28 protein-coding genes are annotated in these 17873 nt (G+C 56.0%); 14 read left to right on the top strand and 14 right to left on the bottom strand.

All coding sequences use genetic code 11. The features are described 5' to 3' along the window. The first annotated feature begins 7 nt into the window (after positions 1-7). From KSF73_06490 to yfcF, 3 genes are all read left to right on the top strand, one after another. Positions 8-1153, top strand: a complete 1146-nt coding sequence (locus KSF73_06490) for an ABC transporter permease (GenBank protein MBV1775360.1) — start codon at positions 8-10, stop codon at positions 1151-1153. Positions 1154-1273: 120 nt separating this feature from the next. Next, a complete protein-coding gene (locus tag KSF73_06485; GenBank protein MBV1775359.1) occupies positions 1274-2008 on the top strand; it encodes a transporter substrate-binding domain-containing protein in 735 nt (244 codons plus the stop codon). Between the two features lie 10 nt (positions 2009-2018). Continuing rightward, a complete protein-coding gene (gene yfcF, locus KSF73_06480) occupies positions 2019-2630 on the top strand; it encodes a glutathione transferase (protein MBV1775358.1) in 612 nt (203 codons plus the stop codon). Between the two features lies 1 nt (position 2631). Here the strand turns inward: yfcF and KSF73_06475 are convergent, their stop codons facing one another. After that, complete coding sequence (locus KSF73_06475) at positions 2632-3258, bottom strand: FABP family protein (GenBank protein MBV1775357.1); 627 nt, start codon at positions 3256-3258, stop codon at positions 2632-2634. Between the two features lie 118 nt (positions 3259-3376). On the opposite strand from KSF73_06475, the gene KSF73_06470 reads away from it, so the two are divergent. After that, a complete protein-coding gene (locus tag KSF73_06470) occupies positions 3377-3814 on the top strand; it encodes a hypothetical protein (GenBank protein MBV1775356.1) in 438 nt (145 codons plus the stop codon). 9 nt (positions 3815-3823) lie between these two features. Here KSF73_06470 and KSF73_06465 read toward each other — a convergent pair whose 3' ends face one another. Together KSF73_06465 and KSF73_06460 are read right to left on the bottom strand one after the other, a co-directional pair. Continuing rightward, positions 3824-4450, bottom strand: coding sequence for a DUF2238 domain-containing protein (locus KSF73_06465; protein MBV1775355.1), 627 nt, complete (start codon positions 4448-4450; stop codon positions 3824-3826). 53 nt (positions 4451-4503) lie between these two features. Beyond that, positions 4504-5283 carry a DUF2846 domain-containing protein gene (locus tag KSF73_06460; GenBank protein MBV1775354.1) on the bottom strand — a complete coding sequence of 260 codons (780 nt, stop codon included), beginning with the start codon at positions 5281-5283 and terminating at the stop codon, positions 4504-4506. A 224-nt stretch (positions 5284-5507) separates the two neighbouring features. Here KSF73_06460 and KSF73_06455 point away from each other — a divergent pair, with 224 nt between their 5' ends. Then, positions 5508-5912, top strand: a complete 405-nt coding sequence (locus KSF73_06455) for a YeeE/YedE family protein (protein ID MBV1775353.1) — start codon at positions 5508-5510, stop codon at positions 5910-5912. Next, on the top strand, positions 5909-6325 hold the full coding sequence (locus KSF73_06450; protein ID MBV1775352.1) for a YeeE/YedE family protein: 417 nt from the start codon (positions 5909-5911) through the stop codon (positions 6323-6325). The genes KSF73_06455 and KSF73_06450 overlap by 4 nt, the downstream gene beginning before the upstream one ends. Here the strand turns inward: KSF73_06450 and KSF73_06445 are convergent. The 5 genes from KSF73_06445 to KSF73_06425 are packed head-to-tail and all read right to left on the bottom strand — an operon-like array spanning position 6281 to position 9426. Continuing rightward, the gene (locus tag KSF73_06445) at positions 6281-6952 is read right to left on the bottom strand and encodes a Vat family streptogramin A O-acetyltransferase (GenBank protein ID MBV1775351.1); all 672 of its coding nucleotides are present in this window, start codon (positions 6950-6952) and stop codon (positions 6281-6283) included. The two genes, KSF73_06450 and KSF73_06445, sit on opposite strands and share 45 nt — an antisense overlap. A gap of 1 nt (position 6953) precedes the next feature. After that, positions 6954-7760 carry a Cof-type HAD-IIB family hydrolase gene (locus KSF73_06440; GenBank protein MBV1775350.1) on the bottom strand — a complete coding sequence of 269 codons (807 nt, stop codon included), beginning with the start codon at positions 7758-7760 and terminating at the stop codon, positions 6954-6956. Between the two features lie 39 nt (positions 7761-7799). Then, positions 7800-8246: a GNAT family N-acetyltransferase gene (locus tag KSF73_06435; protein ID MBV1775349.1), complete on the bottom strand. Its 447-nt coding sequence runs from the start codon at positions 8244-8246 to the stop codon at positions 7800-7802. Beyond that, positions 8233-8919 carry a hypothetical protein gene (locus KSF73_06430; GenBank protein ID MBV1775348.1) on the bottom strand — a complete coding sequence of 229 codons (687 nt, stop codon included), beginning with the start codon at positions 8917-8919 and terminating at the stop codon, positions 8233-8235. The genes KSF73_06435 and KSF73_06430 overlap by 14 nt, the downstream gene beginning before the upstream one ends. 12 nt (positions 8920-8931) lie before the next feature. Next, positions 8932-9426, bottom strand: a complete 495-nt coding sequence (locus KSF73_06425) for a GNAT family N-acetyltransferase (protein ID MBV1775347.1) — start codon at positions 9424-9426, stop codon at positions 8932-8934. Positions 9427-9715: 289 nt separating this feature from the next. Here KSF73_06425 and KSF73_06420 point away from each other — a divergent pair, with 289 nt between their 5' ends. From KSF73_06420 to KSF73_06385, 8 genes are all read left to right on the top strand, one after another. Then, entirely contained in the window at positions 9716-10489 is a 774-nt protein-coding gene (locus KSF73_06420) for a hypothetical protein (GenBank protein ID MBV1775346.1), read from the top strand. An 83-nt stretch (positions 10490-10572) separates the two neighbouring features. Further along, positions 10573-10875, top strand: a complete 303-nt coding sequence (locus tag KSF73_06415) for a DUF2282 domain-containing protein (protein MBV1775345.1) — start codon at positions 10573-10575, stop codon at positions 10873-10875. Between the two features lie 72 nt (positions 10876-10947). After that, positions 10948-11295 carry a DUF2282 domain-containing protein gene (locus tag KSF73_06410; GenBank protein ID MBV1775344.1) on the top strand — a complete coding sequence of 116 codons (348 nt, stop codon included), beginning with the start codon at positions 10948-10950 and terminating at the stop codon, positions 11293-11295. 20 nt (positions 11296-11315) lie between these two features. Further along, positions 11316-12143, top strand: coding sequence for a DUF692 domain-containing protein (locus KSF73_06405; GenBank protein MBV1775343.1), 828 nt, complete (start codon positions 11316-11318; stop codon positions 12141-12143). Next, positions 12136-12888, top strand: coding sequence for a putative DNA-binding domain-containing protein (locus tag KSF73_06400; protein MBV1775342.1), 753 nt, complete (start codon positions 12136-12138; stop codon positions 12886-12888). Before KSF73_06405 ends, KSF73_06400 begins: the two co-directional genes overlap by 8 nt. Before the next feature lie 145 nt (positions 12889-13033). Continuing rightward, positions 13034-13471, top strand: coding sequence for a DUF4259 domain-containing protein (locus KSF73_06395; protein MBV1775341.1), 438 nt, complete (start codon positions 13034-13036; stop codon positions 13469-13471). Positions 13472-13649: 178 nt separating this feature from the next. Then, the gene (lepB, locus tag KSF73_06390) at positions 13650-14189 is read left to right on the top strand and encodes a signal peptidase I (GenBank protein MBV1775340.1); all 540 of its coding nucleotides are present in this window, start codon (positions 13650-13652) and stop codon (positions 14187-14189) included. Positions 14190-14331: 142 nt separating this feature from the next. Then, positions 14332-14685 carry a hypothetical protein gene (locus KSF73_06385; protein ID MBV1775339.1) on the top strand — a complete coding sequence of 118 codons (354 nt, stop codon included), beginning with the start codon at positions 14332-14334 and terminating at the stop codon, positions 14683-14685. A 58-nt stretch (positions 14686-14743) separates the two neighbouring features. Here KSF73_06385 and KSF73_06380 read toward each other — a convergent pair whose 3' ends face one another. The 6 genes from KSF73_06380 to KSF73_06355 are packed head-to-tail and all read right to left on the bottom strand — an operon-like array spanning position 14744 to position 17802. Then, the gene (locus KSF73_06380; GenBank protein ID MBV1775338.1) at positions 14744-14926 is read right to left on the bottom strand and encodes a zf-HC2 domain-containing protein; all 183 of its coding nucleotides are present in this window, start codon (positions 14924-14926) and stop codon (positions 14744-14746) included. Beyond that, entirely contained in the window at positions 14923-15483 is a 561-nt protein-coding gene (locus tag KSF73_06375) for a sigma-70 family RNA polymerase sigma factor (GenBank protein ID MBV1775337.1), read from the bottom strand. Before KSF73_06375 ends, KSF73_06380 begins: the two co-directional genes overlap by 4 nt. After that, positions 15483-15956, bottom strand: a complete 474-nt coding sequence (locus KSF73_06370) for a DoxX family protein (GenBank protein ID MBV1775336.1) — start codon at positions 15954-15956, stop codon at positions 15483-15485. Before KSF73_06370 ends, KSF73_06375 begins: the two co-directional genes overlap by 1 nt. Further along, positions 15953-16690 carry a putative DNA-binding domain-containing protein gene (locus KSF73_06365; GenBank protein MBV1775335.1) on the bottom strand — a complete coding sequence of 246 codons (738 nt, stop codon included), beginning with the start codon at positions 16688-16690 and terminating at the stop codon, positions 15953-15955. The genes KSF73_06370 and KSF73_06365 overlap by 4 nt, the downstream gene beginning before the upstream one ends. Beyond that, positions 16687-17526 carry a DUF692 domain-containing protein gene (locus tag KSF73_06360; protein MBV1775334.1) on the bottom strand — a complete coding sequence of 280 codons (840 nt, stop codon included), beginning with the start codon at positions 17524-17526 and terminating at the stop codon, positions 16687-16689. The genes KSF73_06365 and KSF73_06360 overlap by 4 nt, the downstream gene beginning before the upstream one ends. 9 nt (positions 17527-17535) lie before the next feature. Then, positions 17536-17802 carry a DUF2282 domain-containing protein gene (locus tag KSF73_06355; GenBank protein ID MBV1775333.1) on the bottom strand — a complete coding sequence of 89 codons (267 nt, stop codon included), beginning with the start codon at positions 17800-17802 and terminating at the stop codon, positions 17536-17538. Positions 17803-17873 lie beyond the last annotated feature (71 nt).

Genomic DNA, 17873 nt, shown 5'->3' with positions numbered 1-17873 from the left:
GATGAAGATGCTGACCTCGATGCGACTCTGGCTGCGCCCGCTGGCCGCGCTCACCCGCAAGGAACTGCTGCAGCTGTGGCGCGACCGTATTCTGCTGGTGTTCATGGTGTATGCGTTTACTTGCGACATCTATCTGGCCGGTTCCGGCGTGACGCTGCAGGTAAGCCACGCAGCGACAGTCATTACCGATGCCGATCGCGGCGCAGCAGCGCGGGAATTACGTGCACGACTGGTTGAGCCTTCCTTTAATGTTCAGCCCGGCCATGTGAACGAGCGCGATGCGATGCGTGCGCTGGATCGCGGCGAAGCCATGCTGGCGCTCGACCTGCAACCGCGCATGACGGCGGATCTGGCTGCTGGCCGTGAAGTCACTGTGGGCTTGAATGTCGATACCTCGAATTCCGTGCAAGGTTTTCTGGGGGCGAGCTACGTCACCCGGATTGTCAGTGAATTCGGTATCCAGACCGGACTGGCGCAACTAGGCGGGGGCAATGGCATGACCTTGCCCATGGTGCAGAATCGTATTCGTGCCTGGTACAACGCCGATCAGAATGATGCCTGGTTTATGGCGATTTCCCAGCTGCTCAACATCATCACCGTATTTGCCATTCTGTTGCCTGCCGCTGCTGCCGTGCGCGAGAAAGAGCGTGGCACCGTGGAGCAATTACTCGTCTCGCCGCTGACGCCGCTGCAGATTGTGCTGCCTAAATTGCTGGCTATGGGCGGCGTGATTCTGCTCACGGTGATGCTGTCGCTGAATCTGGTGCTGTGGCCGATTTTCGGCGTGCCCTGTCGCGGTAGCCTTGGCCTCTTCTTTGCCGTGACCACGCTGTACATTTTTTCGACAGCAGGACTCGGCTTGTTCGTGGCCACCATTGCCCGCAATCTGGCGCAGGTGGGCATGCTCACCATTCTGATTCTGGCACCGATGCTGTTCCTGTCAGGCGCATGGACGCCACCCGAAGCGCTGCCGGGCTGGCTGGCACATGGCATGGTGATCTCGCCCTTGCATCATTATCTGGATATTGCCTTTGGCATCTTGCTGAAGGGGCAGGGGGCGGGCGAACTACTGCGGCCCGTAATGTGGCTGGTGGGAATCGGTGCAGGCATGTTTGCGCTGGGGCTGTATCGATTCAGACGGCAGTTTGGCTGATGGCCGACTGTTTGAGGTCGTTTGCTTGGATCATGTCGGGCTGAGCGCATAACATGGATGCGCGCTTCATAGGCTGTCGCTATACTCAGTCGAAATAGCATGATCGATTGCGAAGACCGAATGTCCCGTTGGTTCCGTCAACTTAGTGCAGTGCCTCTGGTGGTGTCGTGTGTGTACGCGACAGCCCGTGACGAACCTATCGAAGTCGTGGGCGCAGATAATTTCCGGCCCATGCTGTATCTTGAAGCGGGGCAGCCTAAGGGTAAGCTGATCAATTTTTTAGCGTGTATTGAAAGCAAGAGTTCGCTGCGCTTTCATACAACGCTCATGCCGTGGAATCGTGCCTTTGCTACCTCTGCTGCGGGTAGCGCGGCCGTGATCGGTTTATCCATGAATCCGGCACGAAGGGCTCGTTTCTCCTTTAGCCAGCCAATCCACCGCGATGAAGTGAATCTGGTCGTGTTGCGTTCGCATGCAATGACATTTACCCGCATTCAGGATCTGTATGGTCAACGGCTCGGGGTTGAGTTGGGTAACTACTTGCCAGATGATATCTTGGCGGCTCAGCGGAATGGCAAGCTGCAAATCGACGCTGATAGTGGCCGGGACGAACGGCTTCGCAAATTACTGGCTGGCCGGATCGATGTCGCAGCCATGATGAATGCGCGTGAATGGATGCAGGATATTGTGAGTCATCACACCGAGTCGCACCTATCCCAGCGTGACTTTGTGGTACTGGAAAAACCCCTCTATGTGGATGTCCAGTACTTCGCCATACCCAAACAGATGGCCGATCATTCGCGCATGATCAAACAGTTCAATCAGGCCATGACACGTGGCTGTGCCGTGCACTAGGAGGAACATCATGATGCAGCTCTATGTAGATAATCATTATCTAAGCCCCTACGCCATGACTGTGTATGTGGCGCTGACAGAAAAACAGCAGCCTTTTGCACTCAAAACAGTTGATCTGGCAACAGGTGCCCAGCACGCTGACGATTATGCAGGGCGAGTCATGACGCGCCGCGTACCTGCCTTGTTTGATGGCGATTTTGTGCTGAGTGAGTCCAATGCAATTTGCGAATATCTGGAAGACCGCTTTCCCCATCCACATGTCTACCCGATTGATGTTCGCGATAAGGCGCGTGCACGTCAGGTGCAGGCATGGTTACGCAGCGATTTGATGCCGATTCGCAGTGAACGCCCAACTGAGGCGGTATTTCTAGGGCAGAAATTTGCACCATTGACTGATGCAGGCGTACACGCCCGCGATAAACTGGTGGCCGCCTGCAAAAGTCTGATTCGTCCGGGCGCCGATCATTTATTTGGGGATTGGTGTATCGCCGATTCCGATCTTGCGCTGATGATTCAGCGACTGGCGCTGCATGGCGATGATCTACCTGATTTTATGCGCCACTACGCCGAATACCAATGGCGACGGCCATCGGTGCAGGCGTGGGTGGGGATGGGGCGGTAAATTATCTCGCCAGCGGATTCGGCATCGCCTCGCCAATCCGCACCAAACGGTTGCGATCAGTATGGTGGAAGGGCTCATCCCGTCCTCTGATCTGCATCACCGTATCTTCGCTGTAAGACCAGATATCGTTGGATTCGATCTCGACGCAGATACGGAATTCGGTGATGCGGAAGGCGTGCTCCAGAAACGGGACCGCGGTGATGCCTCCCTGTCCGTCGCGGGTGGCGAGGAGTTCAAACCGACGCGCGTCTGCGGCGACGTGTGCGGATGCCAGAACATTGACACCGCGTGGAATACTCAGGGTATGAATGACCGTGCCTGACGCGGGCTCCCACAACCAGTAGCCAACCTGCTCATGGTAGGTCTTGATCTGGCCGGGTTTGACAATATGCGTGTGGTAGCGCAGGCCGTAGAGCAATTGCGGGCCATTGGTTTGCGGGTCGATCGGTTGCAACTCCATGCGCTCGACAAACGCCTGCTCGCGCGGGCCGTCTGCCTTTGGTTTGACATCATGCCCGGTATCGCCCTGCCAGATGCCTGCCAGCGTAGTAAGCGGACCCAGATTGGCGAGTGTATTGACATCAATCGGTGAGGGCTCGCGGTAGATATCGGCTGAAAACTGTTCCATTCTCATTCCTCAATTCGGTCATGCCGTTTTGTGCAGCACTTATTGGATTTAGCCGATACGATAGCGCATTTTTGCTAGTATGCGTGCTTCGAACGATTAAGCAGTTTCAAGGAATTTCATGCTCACCGATCTCATCATTGCCCGCCCGGACGAAGCCGATACAGTACTTCACGCTACAGGACACGCCACCATCTGGTCGACCATGGAAATGCGTGGCGTCGATGCCGTCAAATTGTGCGCCCTGCGCGAAGTACTGAAGGGCGCGCCGGAGCGTGCGGCACAGGCATCGGATGAGATGGATAAATTTCAGGTACTGGCCACTGAAGGCGATGATGGGCCGTGGATTCACAGTGTACCGGCTGATCTGGTTGATGTGCTGGCGGCATTGCCTGACACTCAATTTGAGCGAGTTGCGAAGGCGTGGGCAGAGGCACCTGAGTGCAAACTTGACCGCTGGCAGGCAGAAGACCTGATTGATGTGCTACGGGGTCTGAATCAGTTTGCAGAGAATGCCCAGGCACAAGGTAAGGGCTGGTTGCTGTGGGTGTGTGAGTAACTGAAGTTGTCAGTTGCCGGCCGGATCGGCAGTTATTCGGCGCATAGCCCGATCATGTAGCCTGCTGAATCCTAGAATCGCCACTGTCCCGCCAATCAGCGCAAACAGCATGTCGGACTGGGTATCCCATGGATCGCCCTGGGTGCCCAGAAATTCATCAGCGCCCTGACCAAGTGCAACCGCTGCACCCCATTCGATCAGCTCATAGCTGGCGCTCACACACATCACCACGCAAATACACAGGAACCCCAGTATGCGGCCGGGTTTGACGTGACCGCCGCGCAGCAGGATCTCGCGGGTGGCCAGTGCCGGAATAAAACCCTGCGCGAAATGGCCGATTTTGTCGTAGGGGTTACGGCCGAGATGCAGGATATCCTGCAAGGTAAAGCCAAGCGGGACGCGGGCGTAGGTATATGCGCCGCCCAGCATCAGGATGGCGGCATGTATCAGTATCAACCCGTACAGCATGGTTGTGAGCGGGAATCGTGATCGCGTGAACCACAGGAGCGGATAGACGATCAACGCAGGCGCCACTTCCATCAGCCAGGTGGTGCGATCGTAGGGATACCAGCCAGACCAGGCAAGCAGGACGATGGCGATGGCAAGGCTGATGTAGAAGGCACGCGACGTTGTCATGGTGAGTATCCGTGTTGGCCGGATAGCGAATGATACCCGGCCATGTTCAGGACTTACTTCATCTCGCCTGCGCAGCGTGCGATGTCCAGATTATTGCTTCGCTCCAGACACTTGCGCAGATCACCCCCCTTGCTCGGGCGCTGACGCTTGCTGGCTGCAGGCAAAGGTGTGGTTGGTTGGCGTGAGGCAGCAGGCGCGGGAGCAGGAGCAACTGTAGACGGTTCTGCTTGTACGGGGGCAGACTGACTTTGTGCGCGGATGGTCTCCGGGGCACGCTCAACCGGCATCGCTACAATTTCCGTCACGATGGCCGCCTGATTTACCGGGCGTTGTGCGACTGGCGTGACGTTCACGGGCAACGCAGGCGCCGTTCCGTCGCCGAGAGCCAGCTTGCACTCAGCCACGCCACTGCGTCCTTCTGCTTCACTTACCATTTCTACGCCCGAGCCACCGCTCAGCAGACCCATGGTAATAAACTGGCGGACGAAATAGGTTTTACCGGGCTCGGCGTTCAGGATGACGCGATTATCCGACGATCCACCTTCGGACGTTAAGGTATGGCTACCTGGGGCAATTTCTTTGTAGAAGTATGTCTTGTTGGCGGTTTTCCCTACACTGGCGCCATCCAGCTTCACTTCGCGGGACAGTGCTGCGCCGAGCATACTGTTGCGATAGATGTACAGACTGGCATTGCCATTCTTGGGGGCGACAAACTGCTTGGCGCGGCTGTCCGCTGCCGAATCGGCCATTGGCACCGAGGCACATCCACCCAGCAATCCCAGGCTCATGGCAAGCGCCAATCCTGTCATCAGTGTTTTTCTAGCTAGCAACATTGGTCTATCCACGCAGTTGGCATATGAGGCCTAGCCTCACATCGTTGATACAAGGCGACTTTATACCATGCCGATGGGATAAATTGGATATTCCTGATGGATATCGCGAAACGAAATAAGGCGTGGGTAAAACGGTATTTTTTCATTGTTTGCGTGCATGATTAAATTCAAACCTCCCAGTTGAATTGGGCCGTCATACCTCGGAGTGAAACATAGTGCAGTGGATGGATATCGTACGAAGCCTTGCCGGAGGCGTGCTGATCGGGCTTGCTTCTGCATTGCTGCTGTGGGCGAATGGCCGGATTGCCGGCATTACGGGCATCGCCAGACATGCACTTGAGCCGGGAGAGCGTAGCTGGCGGCTGCTGTTTTTACTGGGGCTGATTGCCGGTGCTGTGCTGGTATATCTGCTTACCGGCCATGCACCTGTGGTTGCTCAGGTTCGTTCACCCTTATTGCTTATCGGAGCGGGGCTGCTGGTGGGGCTGGGAACAGTGTGTGCAAATGGCTGCACCAGCGGCCACGGTGTATGCGGGCTGGGACGATTGTCTGTGCGGTCGCTGGTGGCGGTGTGCGTGTTTCTAAGTGTGGCTGTGCTTACCGCTACACTGACCGGAGGTGGTGCATGAAACGTCTACTATTTGCCTTGTTATCCGGGGTGATCTTTGGTGCGGGGCTGGCGTTGTCCGGTATGACTGATCCGGCCAGGGTGCTGGGGTTCCTGAATCTACGCGGCCATTGGGACCCTTCGCTGCTTTTCGTACTGGGGGGCGCAGTGGGGGTGACGCTGTTCACCTTCCGCCTGATTCTTCGGCGACCGGCTCCGCTGACCGACAGCCGCTTTCATTTACCCACACAGACACGCATCGACCGTCCGCTGATCGTCGGGGCGGCTGTGTTTGGGGTAGGCTGGGGACTGTCGGGCTACTGCCCCGGTCCGGCATTTGCGCAGCTGGCCAATCCGGGTGTTGAGGCACTGTATTTTCTGCCTGCGATGCTAGTGGGGATCTGGCTGGGCAGCCGGTTGAGGCGCGGGCGCTAGGCCTTGTTGCAATGCTGCTAGATCACCTCGGGTGATGGCAGGCAGGTGGGCGGTGATTTTGTCTGCCGGCCAGTCCCACCAGGCGATTTCCTGAAGCTGCGCAATGGTTTCTTCAGGGAATCGCATGCGGATGATCCGCGCGGGATTCCCCCCGACGATGGCGTAGGGTGGCACATCCGCCGTCACGACAGAGCGCGATGAAACAATGGCGCCATGACCGATCGTAACCCCGGGCATGATCAGGCTGTCATAGCCGATCCACACATCGTTGCCGATGACCGTATCGCCCTTGAACGGGAGATCACCGGGTTGAGGCGCAGCGGTTTCCCAGCCATGCCCGAAGATGAAGAAGGGATAGGTACTTGCACCCTTCATGGCATGATTGGCGCCATTCATAATGAACTTCACCTGTCGGGCAATCGCACAGAATTTGCCGATGATGAGCTTGTCACCAATGAAATCGAAGTGATAGAGCACGTTGCGCTCGAACTGCTCATGCCCTTCCGGATCATCGTAATAGGTGTAATCCCCGATCTGGATATTCGGACGGGTGGTCAGGTTGCCGATGTAGCAGACCTGCGGAAAGCCGGGCATGGGAAAGGGATTGCGCGGGTCCGGGCCGTTCATGTCAGATGTCCTCGCTCATTCGGAATGCATCACGCAGAAAATGCGCTACTCCTGCCTCGGCATGATGTCCGATCTGGCGCGCGTGCGGCACGGCAGCAACCAGCCGCGCGCTTGCATTGGCCATCACAAAGGGATGGCCTGCTGCTTCAAGCAGGTGGATATCGTTTGCCCCATCGCCAAACGCTGCACACTGTTGCGGGTGGATAGTCAGTGCATTCAGAACCGCCTTCAGCGCATGGCCCTTGGATACACCGGCCGCCATCACTTCGAGGCAATCATGCAGCGAGAATGTGACATAGAGCTGATCGCCGAATCGAGCATTCAGCTTGGCTTCAATGGTGAGCAGGTGATCGTGATCGCCCACATACAGCACCTTGGCAATGCCTTCGCCGGAATGTGCTTGCAGATTGGCAATTTGGTAGGTAAAGCCGGAATCGTCATACATATCGCCCATCCAGTCGCCATGGCCTTCTGCCAGCCAGGCATCATCCAGATAGACATTCAGATGCGCGCCCGCAGCGATGTCAGGCTGTAGCAGCTGGCGCGCAATGTCCGGCGCGATATCGCCTGACAATACCAGCCGATCCTCGCCATCATGCACCCGTGCGCCATTAGACGAAATCAACCAGGCTCGGATGCCCAGTACATCCCGGATGCCGCGCACATCGAGATAATGCCGGCCGGTGGCAATCACAAACCGCACGCCCTGCGCGTCCAGCTGCTGCAGGGTGGCGGCGGTAAATGAATCGACATTGTGGTCGGCATTGAGCAGGGTGCCATCCAGATCGGAGGCGATGAGCTGATACATGAAACTGTCCGAAAAGTGCAGCCAGACGCTGCGCCCGCATTATGCTGGCTGAGCGGGGCGCTGGTAAATATCCGGGACGTAGCGTTCCATCAGCGTGGCGGGTTTGAGCGGGGCGGTAAATCCGAATTTGGCGTACAGGCCGTGGCTGTCTGCCGTGGCAAGCGTAAACCGGCGCAGTCCCTGCAGATCCGGATGGCTGCTGACGGCCTCCATCAGCTGGCCGGCAATGCCGCGACCTCGACAGTCTTCCAGCACAAAAACATCGACCAGATTGGCGAAGGTTGCGTAATCGGTAATCACCCGGCAAAAGCCTACCTGCCTGCCATCCAGATAGGCACCAAAGCACAGTGAATGCTTAAGCGAGCGTTCGAATATGTCACGTGGCAGTCCGCGTGCCCAGGTGGAACGTTCGCTGAGGAATGTATAGATGAGATCGCGATCGAGCTGGGCGGGATCGGTCGAAAGTGTCAGTTCAGTGCGTGCCATTGCCTTGTGCTTCAGCTTTCTGCAGTGTGTTTTCAATATGAGCTTTAACCTCTGTGGCAATGGCCATCATGCTCGACTGTGTGCTGCGCTTGCTTCTCAGGATCTTGATGGCTTCCATTGGCTCTACCAGGTCGTATGACAGTTCGACGTACATATCATTTTCGCGATCAGTGTAGAGTTCCTGCATGCCTTGATTAAACCCCGTCATATACATTTTGTTCAGGGAGTACTGGTTGGCCAGCACAGAGGCCTGCTGTGCGTCCATATGCGAAAGTGACTGATTGGCGATGACGAGTTCCCATGATGACTGCCGGAGGATAAAACCGGGCGTGCCGCGGTTATAGCCACTGCTTTTCAGCATGGCTTTCAAATGCTGATTGATCTTATCTTTGGCTACCTTGTTGCTGATGTCCTGGTCCAGAGCCGCAATGACCTCATTCAGCGGGTCCCAGCGACGATGCGCTTCCTGCAAAAACTGCTCGGTATACGCGAGATTGGCTTTCTGCTCGGCCAGCACGCGCTGAAGTCCCTCTTCGGCGGCGTGTTTGTTATGAATGGACACTGCAATGTGTTCCAGACCCAGGGCGGTGAGAATACCCACCACAATCATCAGGAATTCCTTGATGAATTCCTTGAGTGAATGAACTTTGATACGTTTGATTTCGTGGAGCATGGTGGGTGAGTTTTATGTAATTGATGGATGAATGGTTGTAGAAGGTGGGTTTATCAGTGATTTTCCAAAGCAAACAGCCTCGGGTCGCCCTGCATACTTGCCGTAGTTATCAATTCGCACATATCCGTTTCGCAGATAAAAATTCACGGCGCGCGTATTGATCGCGCGTGTTTCCAGCCTGATCGTGCGATACCCGATGGCACTTGCCTTGGATTCGAGATGGGCGAGCAGCGCCGCGCCTACGCCTGCACTACCCGGTATGACAAACATGCGCTTGATCTCGGCGATGTCCTCCGAGAGCGGGCGGAATGCACCACAGCCCAGCGGGCCTGCGACAGGATCAATCGCCAGCACAAATTGGGCACGCGGCACCCGCACATCGTCGTTGCTAAAGGATGCATTGCCGCTGCTGCCGGTGATCTGCGCCAATGTTTCCCCTAGTCGGGCGAGTAGCGGCGTGGCTCGTGCATCGTCGGGATCGCAGTGGATGAAGGTCAGATGATCCATTCGGGAACGATCCGGTAGGGTGAATGCCATGCTTTCTCCTGGCTAACACCTTGCGTGTGGCGATAGTTTAATGTGATCTATGCTAACGCAAGCGGATAGGATTTGGACAGAATCACGTCGGAATGGTGGCATCGTCCGCACTTGCATGGCGGTCGTACCCTCGTTATGCTCGACTCGCTATTGCTAATCCGTGTTCGACCTTTCTCGCGCTGGCGCTTTGCCCTTCCCCGCAGCATGTGCGGCTGGTTGCAGCGAACACTTCACTTTTCACAACTGTGAAGGAATCGTCATGCGCATTTTTCATCTTCTCTTCTGTGTAGCGTTACTAACAGTCAGCCACGCTGACGAATTGTCCCCGGGCGTACTGGCCTCGGGACAGCGTGTTCTGATCGAACGGATGGCCAGACTGTATATGTGGCAGGCATTGCAGCCTCAGCAAAAGGAGCCCGCCGAGCGCCTCGGTAAAACGATCAAGCAGTTTGACTCGCAACTTGCCACGCTGGAGCGACAGGTGCACAAGGATGTCGAGCTGTCCGATCAGGTAGCGCTGCTGAAAGACCAATGGCCGGCCTACCGGATGGCGCTGGCGGCAGCTGTCTCGCCAAAAGCCTCGCAAAAGGTGCTGGAAGAAAGTGAAAATCTGGCCTGGCTTGCCCAGTCTGGCACCAAACTGATCGAACAGAAAAAGCTCGGCGCATCGCGCGGGATTCAACTTACAGAGGGGATTGCCGCCGCGTCGCAGCGTCTGGCCAAGCAATATCTGGCACAGGTAGGGGGCGTAAAAACGGCATTTCTGCCCAAGGATTTGCAGGCGGCCCGATCGGAGTTCGAGCAATCCATGAAGGATTTGCGCGCTTTATATGCTGGCAATAGCAAACTGCTGGAACAGATTCAGCTGATGGAAGATCAGTGGCTGTTTTTCCAGCGTGCGCTGGATGCCCTGGGGCAGAAAATGCATGATCAGGAGCTGGTGAGTAATGTCATTGTGACCAGCGAGCATATTTTGGAAGTGACGGATACACTGGTTGGCAAAATCCTGTTCCTGCAAGGGCAGAACAAGTAGCGCGGCGGGTCATTCCACTTGGCCGGCGCTGCTGGTACACTGGGGCTTCCCCGCAGCATTCCAGATCAAACGGGAGTGTTGCAATGCAAAGCAAGCAAGTGATGTTACGTTCGGCCCTGGCCGGTTTGATGGCTGTCACGCTGGTTTCGCCGGATGTGGCCGCCAAGTCGGCGCACAAGGTTGGCAAGGAAAAATGCTACGGCGTCGCCAAGGCTGGCCAGAATGATTGTGCCTCTGCCAATGGCAGCCACAGTTGCTCCGGCCAATCCACCGAGGACCGGTCGATGAACGACTGGAAACTGGTGGCAAAAGGCACCTGTACCAAGCTGGGCGGCTCGACTTCTCCGGATGCAGGTACGACCGAGAAACCGGCCCACAGAAAGTAAGTGGATGAATCTAAGAAATGGTGCGCGTGCGCCATTTCTTTTTTTGCGCATATCACATTCGAGGGTTTCACCATGCAAAACAAAACCGCGCTGATTCACGCTGCGATTGCCGGTCTGATTGGTGCTGGCATGGCAGGTACGGCCCATGCCGATGACGCCATGGGTGGCGGCAAGCCCAAGATGGAAAAGTGCTTTGGTGTGGCCAAAGCCGGTCAGAACGATTGTGGCGCAGCCGATGGCAGCCACGGTTGCCATGCGCAATCCAAGGTGGATAGCGGCCTGCATGACTGGAAAATGGTGGCCAAGGGCACCTGCGAAAAGATCGGCGGATCGCTGAAGGCAGGGCAAAAACCAGCACCTGCGGCTGACAAGCCCGCTGATGCTGCGCCTCAGGCGGACACCCCCTCAAAAGCTAAATAATCCAGCACAGGCGGATGCCGGTGAGTCCTAAAGAATGGTTGGGTGCGGGACTAGGACTGCGCCTGCCGCATATCCGCCATGTGATTGCCCACCGGCCCGAGGTGGCTTGGTTCGAAGTCCATCCGGAAAACTATCTGGCGGGCGGGGCCAATCTCGCGGCGCTGTGTGCGGTGCGCGAGCATTATCCGATTGCCTTTCATGGCGTGAATCTGGGGCTGGGTTCGCCCGAGCCGCCTGCGCCCGAATTCCTGCGCCAGCTAAAATCGCTCATCCGTACCATCGAGCCCATTGTCTATTCCGAGCATGTGGCCTGGAATGCGATGGGTGGCGCCTACTTCAATGATTTACTGCCTCTGCCGCTCACCGATGCCGCGCTAGCCAGACTCTGCGAGCGCATCGACGCTGTGCAGCACGAACTCGGCCGTACGCTGATGATCGAAAATGTCAGCAGCTATGTGCGTTTCGAAGCAGATACCTGGCCGGAGGGCGACTTTCTCGCCGAACTCACGCGCCGTACCGGCTGCACGCTGCTGCTGGATGTGAATAATCTGCTGGTCACTGAACACAATATCGGCCGTTCGCCCGATGCGACGCTGGCTGCGCTGACGCCGGAGATGATCGGCGAAATCCACGTGGCTGGTTACGAGGCGGTGGAAAGTGGCCTGTGGGTGGATACACACGGCACGCCGGTGTCGGATGCCTGCCTCGATCTATTGCGCCGCGTGCTGACGCAATTCGGCCCCAAGCCGGTATTGCTGGAGCGCGATACGCATCTGCCCGCATTCGATGAGCTGTTTGCAGATTATCAGGCCATTGCGCAGTGCTGCCGCGAGGTCGCGCATGGCTGAGGCATCGCTCGACGACATCCTGTACGCCTTTCTGGCGGCGCAATCCGATCCGGCACTGGCGCGCGACTGCTTTGGCGAGACCTCGGTTGGCATCGCTGTCTACGCCAACAATACGATCATGAACCGCAAAAGCGCGATGGTGGAAATTTTCCCCACTGTGCGTGAATTGGTGGGCGAGGATTTCTTCGAGGGACTGACCTCAATCTTCGCGCGGCACACGCCCTGTACCACCGGCAATCTGAATCTCTACCATCCTACCTTTGGCGACTTCATCGTCACCTTCGAGCACACGCAGGATTTGCCCTATCTCGCCGACGTCGCGCGTCTGGACTGGGCCATGCAGGCGGCCTACTACGCCGCCGATGCCGCGCCAATTGATCCGGCGACACTGGCGCAGGCCAGCGACCCCGAAACCCTCCGCCTGCACTTCCATCCTTCGCTGGCGCTGCTGGCCTCGCCCTATCCTGTGGGCACGATCTGGCTCGCGCACCATCGCGGCGGCGAGTTTCCAGACACGCTCGATCAACCTGAACACATCATGCTCTGGCGCGATCAGGGCAACCGGATTCAACTGCGGATAATGGATGCGGCGCTGTTTGAATTTGCCGGGCGGCTGCAGGCGGGGATGACGCTGGGAGAGGCGCTGGATTGGGAGATGCTTGAGGTGATGGGGCCGAGGTTGCAAAAGGTGTTGGCGGCGTGGGTGGGGGATGGGGTGTTGGTGGGCACGGTACAATTGCACTGAATCATCGTGGATTTGATAATGAAGTAAGGGCAAGATCAATGAGATGCGTAAGTCATACGGAGTATGACCCGACAAATTTCGAATAATTATTATCGTGATAGCACGGTTGGGTGTTTGAGATTCAAACTAAGGAGGGGAATATAATATGGGCACATGGGGTCATAGCGCTTTTGAAAACGATGCTGCATCAGATTGGTTAGCTGACTTATATGACGCAGGAAACATCGCGCCAGTTGAGAAGGCCATTCGCGCTGCGCTTCCGGAAAAACCTTCTCTTCTTAAAAAGTTACTAGGGGCTAAAGCAAACACATATCTTGATGCTGATGTAGCATCGGTTGCGTTGGTAGCAGCCGAAGTCTTAGCCGCGCTAAGAGGAAACCCGCACGCAAGTATTCCGCAAGAGCTTGCAGATTTCCTGCAAACGCATGAAAGCTCGGTCTCAGATGAGCTGTATTCGCTGGCAATTGGCGTAGTGAGTCGTATTGGGATTGACTCGGAATTGTGTGAATTGTGGCAAGAAGCTGGCGAGTTTGTGTTGTGGAAGGAAGACCTTGATTTATTAGTGCGACGAATCGTCGGGTAATCATTCGTTGCACATTCGCTATGTATCAATAATAACTGTGACTTGCGCTATATTGGCGTTCGTGCTTGCGCAATGCACCTCGGTTATTGCGCCCTACGGGCTGACCAATGAGTCATGATTTCTTAAGGTGGTACACAAGTAAATGCGTAAACTAAGTAGAATAATATTATTCTTCCTAATGCATCAGGCATTTGGTCAGCAAAATATGCGCGTTCCGGGGGTGTCAATGGAGCCGACAATTTCATCTGGCGAAATTGTCAATGTTGATACAGACGCTTATCAAGTTGTAGTTCCGCAACGAGGTGATATTGTAATTTACCTTGAGTCCTCATCTGGAAGAATTTACGCTCATCGTATTATTGGTATGCCAGACGAAATTGTAACGTACACAAGCGCAAAGCAAGTACAGATCAATGGCATTGAACTGCCGATCAAACATGTACTTGGAAAGAACGGTGAAACTATTCACTTTGAAAGCATTAATGGTGTTTGGCACGAGTACAAATTTGATACAACTGAGCCTGCAGTCTCAGATATTGCACGTGAGAGAGTGCAAGAGCTAGGGCACTGCAGATACGTCGAGAAAAATTTGATTTGCAAGGTGCCCAAAGGACATTATTTTGTTTTGGGGGATAATCGTGATCAAAGTTTTGATAGTCGTTATTCTGGGTTTGTTAGTCAAGATAAAATAAAAGGTAAGATAGCGGATCTTCAATAGAGTAATACAGCTCTATCAGCTCGGTAGGGCGCAATAAGTATCGCGCATTACGCCATGCCGGATAAATTTATTTATAAAAAAGTGAAAATGTGTAAAGGTCTCCATTATGAAATGTGATTTACAAGTAGGGTGTGCAGATGATATGAACGTTCATGTCGGAAATGGAGCATCTCAAGCGGAGTTGGCTAAATATTTACTTGGCGAAATTGAGCTTGGGACTGATCTTTTTCATTTAAAGGAAAAGATTGCTCTGCAATATGCTTTGTCAGAAGAGGATGCGCTATTGGCAATTGATCGAGTTCAAGGTGGCATCATTCGCGCACTCACGGGGAATCCCGAGAATGCACCTGATCGATTGCTGGATCCAATTGCGAAATTTGCGTTTGATGCGGTTTGGAAAACGTTACAACGGAAACATTTTCTATCAAGAAAAAGGATTGCTGGAGGTAAATGGGAGTCATGGTATGTCCGGCATCGGAGCTCAAATTCGGACTAATTTAAGTCGGATTATTAGGGCGAAATAAGCATCGAGCATTGCGCCAAATGTATCAATATCACTCACCCAATTTCTGGCCCCTTGCCGCCCGCCTCATAAACCCCAACTGATCCCTAAAATTCCGGCAATTCTGGCACGCCAATAAATGCAATCGCAGTCGAAGCCTGAAACTAGTGGCAAGTGGATGATCTTCGGCGTCGGAGAGCAGTCTGGACGCCTGGCGGCAGGTGAGTCTGATCATGATGCAAGTCCAAACCAGTTCTTTTCAAGGCAGAGCCTGAGGCTCATGCGGGCGCGGTAGAGCAGGGCGGAGCAGGTGTCGGGGGTGATGTCCAGCTCGCTGGCGATGTCGGTGACTGCATAGTCGTGCACCTCGCGCATCGCAAACACCAGCGCGCTGCGGGTGGGCATGCGTGACTGGCAATCGCGGAACACCGCCCAGAATTGCTGGTCTTCCAGCGACGATTCCGGCTGGGCCCAGCGGCGCGGGGCATCGCTGCCCCAGTGGCCACTGTGCTCGAATAGCGCATCAAACTCGCTGACATCCTCTTCATTCAACACACTGGCCGTGGTTTCCCGTCCGGCGGTGCGCTGCCAGTCCAGTATCTTGTGCTTGAGGATACTGGTGAGCCAGGTGCCCAGCGCGGCGCGGCCATCAAAACTATCCGGCTTTTCCAGTGCGCTGATCAGCGTCTCATGCACCAGATCTTCGGCGATGGCTTCATCCCGCACGCGGTAGATCGCATAGCGTAGGAGTACGCTACGGTGTGCATCCAGATCGGCGGGGTTCAGACTCATCAAGCATCCTGTATAGGCATGGGGCGACATCGGGCGCGGCGCGTCAGCCAGCCATCCAGGGATAGCGCGCCCGTTCCGTGAAACCATACCACGGCAATCAGGCTGCCCCAAAGCACATGATCTTTGATTTCTACCGGCCCGAGGTCGGGATACGACAGCACGGCCACCAGATTCAGGATGAACAGACCCGGCGCTGCAAAGCGATGCGCGAAGCCGATCAATAGGATGCTCGGCAGGATCAGCTCTCCCGCCGTGGCCAGTGTGGCGGCAAATTCGGGCGGTAGCACCGGTACGTGGTATTCCTCGCGGAACAGATAGAGTGTGCTGTCCCAGCTGCTGAGCTTGAGCCAGCCCGATTGCGCAAATACGCGGAACAGATACAGGCGAATCACCAGACTGAAGAGATGGGCGGCGAGATCATTCAGGCGTTCCCAGCGCTGCCAGATGGGTCGAATCCAGTGAAAATCAATCATGACAGGTTCCCCACAAGCGCAATGACCATGTGGTAGGTAAACAGGTTAGTAAAAATGCGCGCAGGATCGAAGGTCGAATCCACTTCGGCTGCCGCGCTCAGCGCCTCTCCAATCGGGCGACCTGCCAGCAGCGCGCTCAGGCAGGCAGCTTCGGCCGGGGTGACGGGTAGATAGTGATCGCGCCAGACCCACAGCGTTTGCGGCTCGCCGGGCAGCGTCGGTGCTGGGCCGCCCGCATGAAAGGCAAGGATGTCGCCGACCGGCCAGCGCGAGGCAAGCAGCTGTATGGCCGGATGGAGGATCAGGCGCTGCTGTTCAAAGTCGGACTCGGGCAGCGTCAGTAAGGCCCGCGCATCGATGCCGGGCTGATCGGGTAGGTAGTGACCCTGATGCAGCGCCCAGTCCACCGTCGCCACATCGCTGAGCCAGGGCAGATCATCCAGCTCGGTCTGGGTGAGGATGAAGGCGGGCAGGTGTTCGCCATCGGCATGCAGATTGGCGGAGGGCGAATGAAATGCATCGCCATAGCGGTGTGCCAGTACGGTAAAGCCTTCTTCTCCTAGCAGCGCCGTCACGGTCGGATAGGCGCTGGCCAGAGCATCGCTGCGGTTGTAGCGATGATTGCGGCGGTACACATTCAGGCCATCGCATCCTGCATCGGCCACGCAATCGGGATGGTGCAGGGGATCGCGGTAGATGCGGGCGAAGTCGTCCAGTACATCGGCGTAGCTCATGCGATGGCCTCCTCGGTAGACAGTGCGTTACGGACAACCGCTGCCAGTTGTTGATACTCGGTGAGCAGCTCGGGCAAGGAGGGTAAATGGCTGTCGCGCTCCAATAGCACTGGCAGCGGGCCGGTTTGCCTGAGCACGTCGGCCAGCAAGTCATACACGGCAGCACAGACCGGGCTGCCATGGGTGTCGATCACCTGCGCGCCAAAGGTTTCGTGTCCGGCCACATGGATTTCACCCACTGCATGCAGCGGCAGATGCGCTAATTCACGACGGGCATCCAGCCCGAAATTCAGTTGATTGACGTAGAGATTATTCAAGTCGAGTAGCAGCCCGCAGCCGGTACGTGCCACCAGCTCGGCCAGCATTTCCGCTTCGCTGTAATCGGCGTCGGCAAAGCGGACGTAGGCGGATACATTTTCGATGAGCAAGGGGCGTTTGATCGTATCCTGCACAATCTGGATATGGGCAGACAGGTGGGCGAGTGCCGCCTCGATGCCCGGTACTGGCAGCAGATCATTGAACCAGCGTTCCCCGCAGCGATTCCAAGCTAAATGCTCTGAAACTGCCGCCGGTTCAATGTGCTGCACCAGTGCCACCAGTTGTGCCAGATGATGCGGATCAGGCGGCTGAACATTGCCCAGCCCCATCCTCACCCCGTGCAGACTGACCGGATAACGGGCCCGTACACGCTCCAGCGCGGCCAGTGGTGCGCCACCACCAAAGTAGTTTTCGCTGTGGACTTCCCACCACGACACCGCAGGCAGGGTTGCTTCAACCTCGTGCACATGCGGCGAGCGCAGGCCCAGTCCGGCCAGACGCGGAAGCGTGACGTTCATGGCCGCTCCTTACTTGCCAGCGGTGGTGGAGCCACCCATCTGAGTGCAGGTGCCGGCCTTCACAATCTTGAATTCGGCCTTATTGTTGTCGTCCTTGGATTGTCCGGCACAGGCGTGACCATTGGCCTTGCAATCATTCTGACCCGCCTTGGCGATGCCGTAGCAATGCTCCTTGGCTTCGGCCTTGTCTGCCTTGGCGGTATCGTTGGCGTGTGCAACGGCTGCCACAGCCACGAGTGCGGACAAAGCGGAACCAATGATCAGTTTGGAATTCATGTTGCTCTCCTGTAAAAGTGGAATGAGGTAAACGTCCTCATGCATTGGTCGGGCGAGATTGCAGAATCTGA

This window comes from Burkholderiaceae bacterium DAT-1 (genome assembly GCA_019084025.1).
Classification (GTDB): domain Bacteria; phylum Pseudomonadota; class Gammaproteobacteria; order Burkholderiales; family Chitinimonadaceae; genus DAT-1.
The sequence above is the reverse complement of the archived record's forward strand: the minus strand, read 5'-3'. Positions and strand labels throughout refer to the sequence as shown.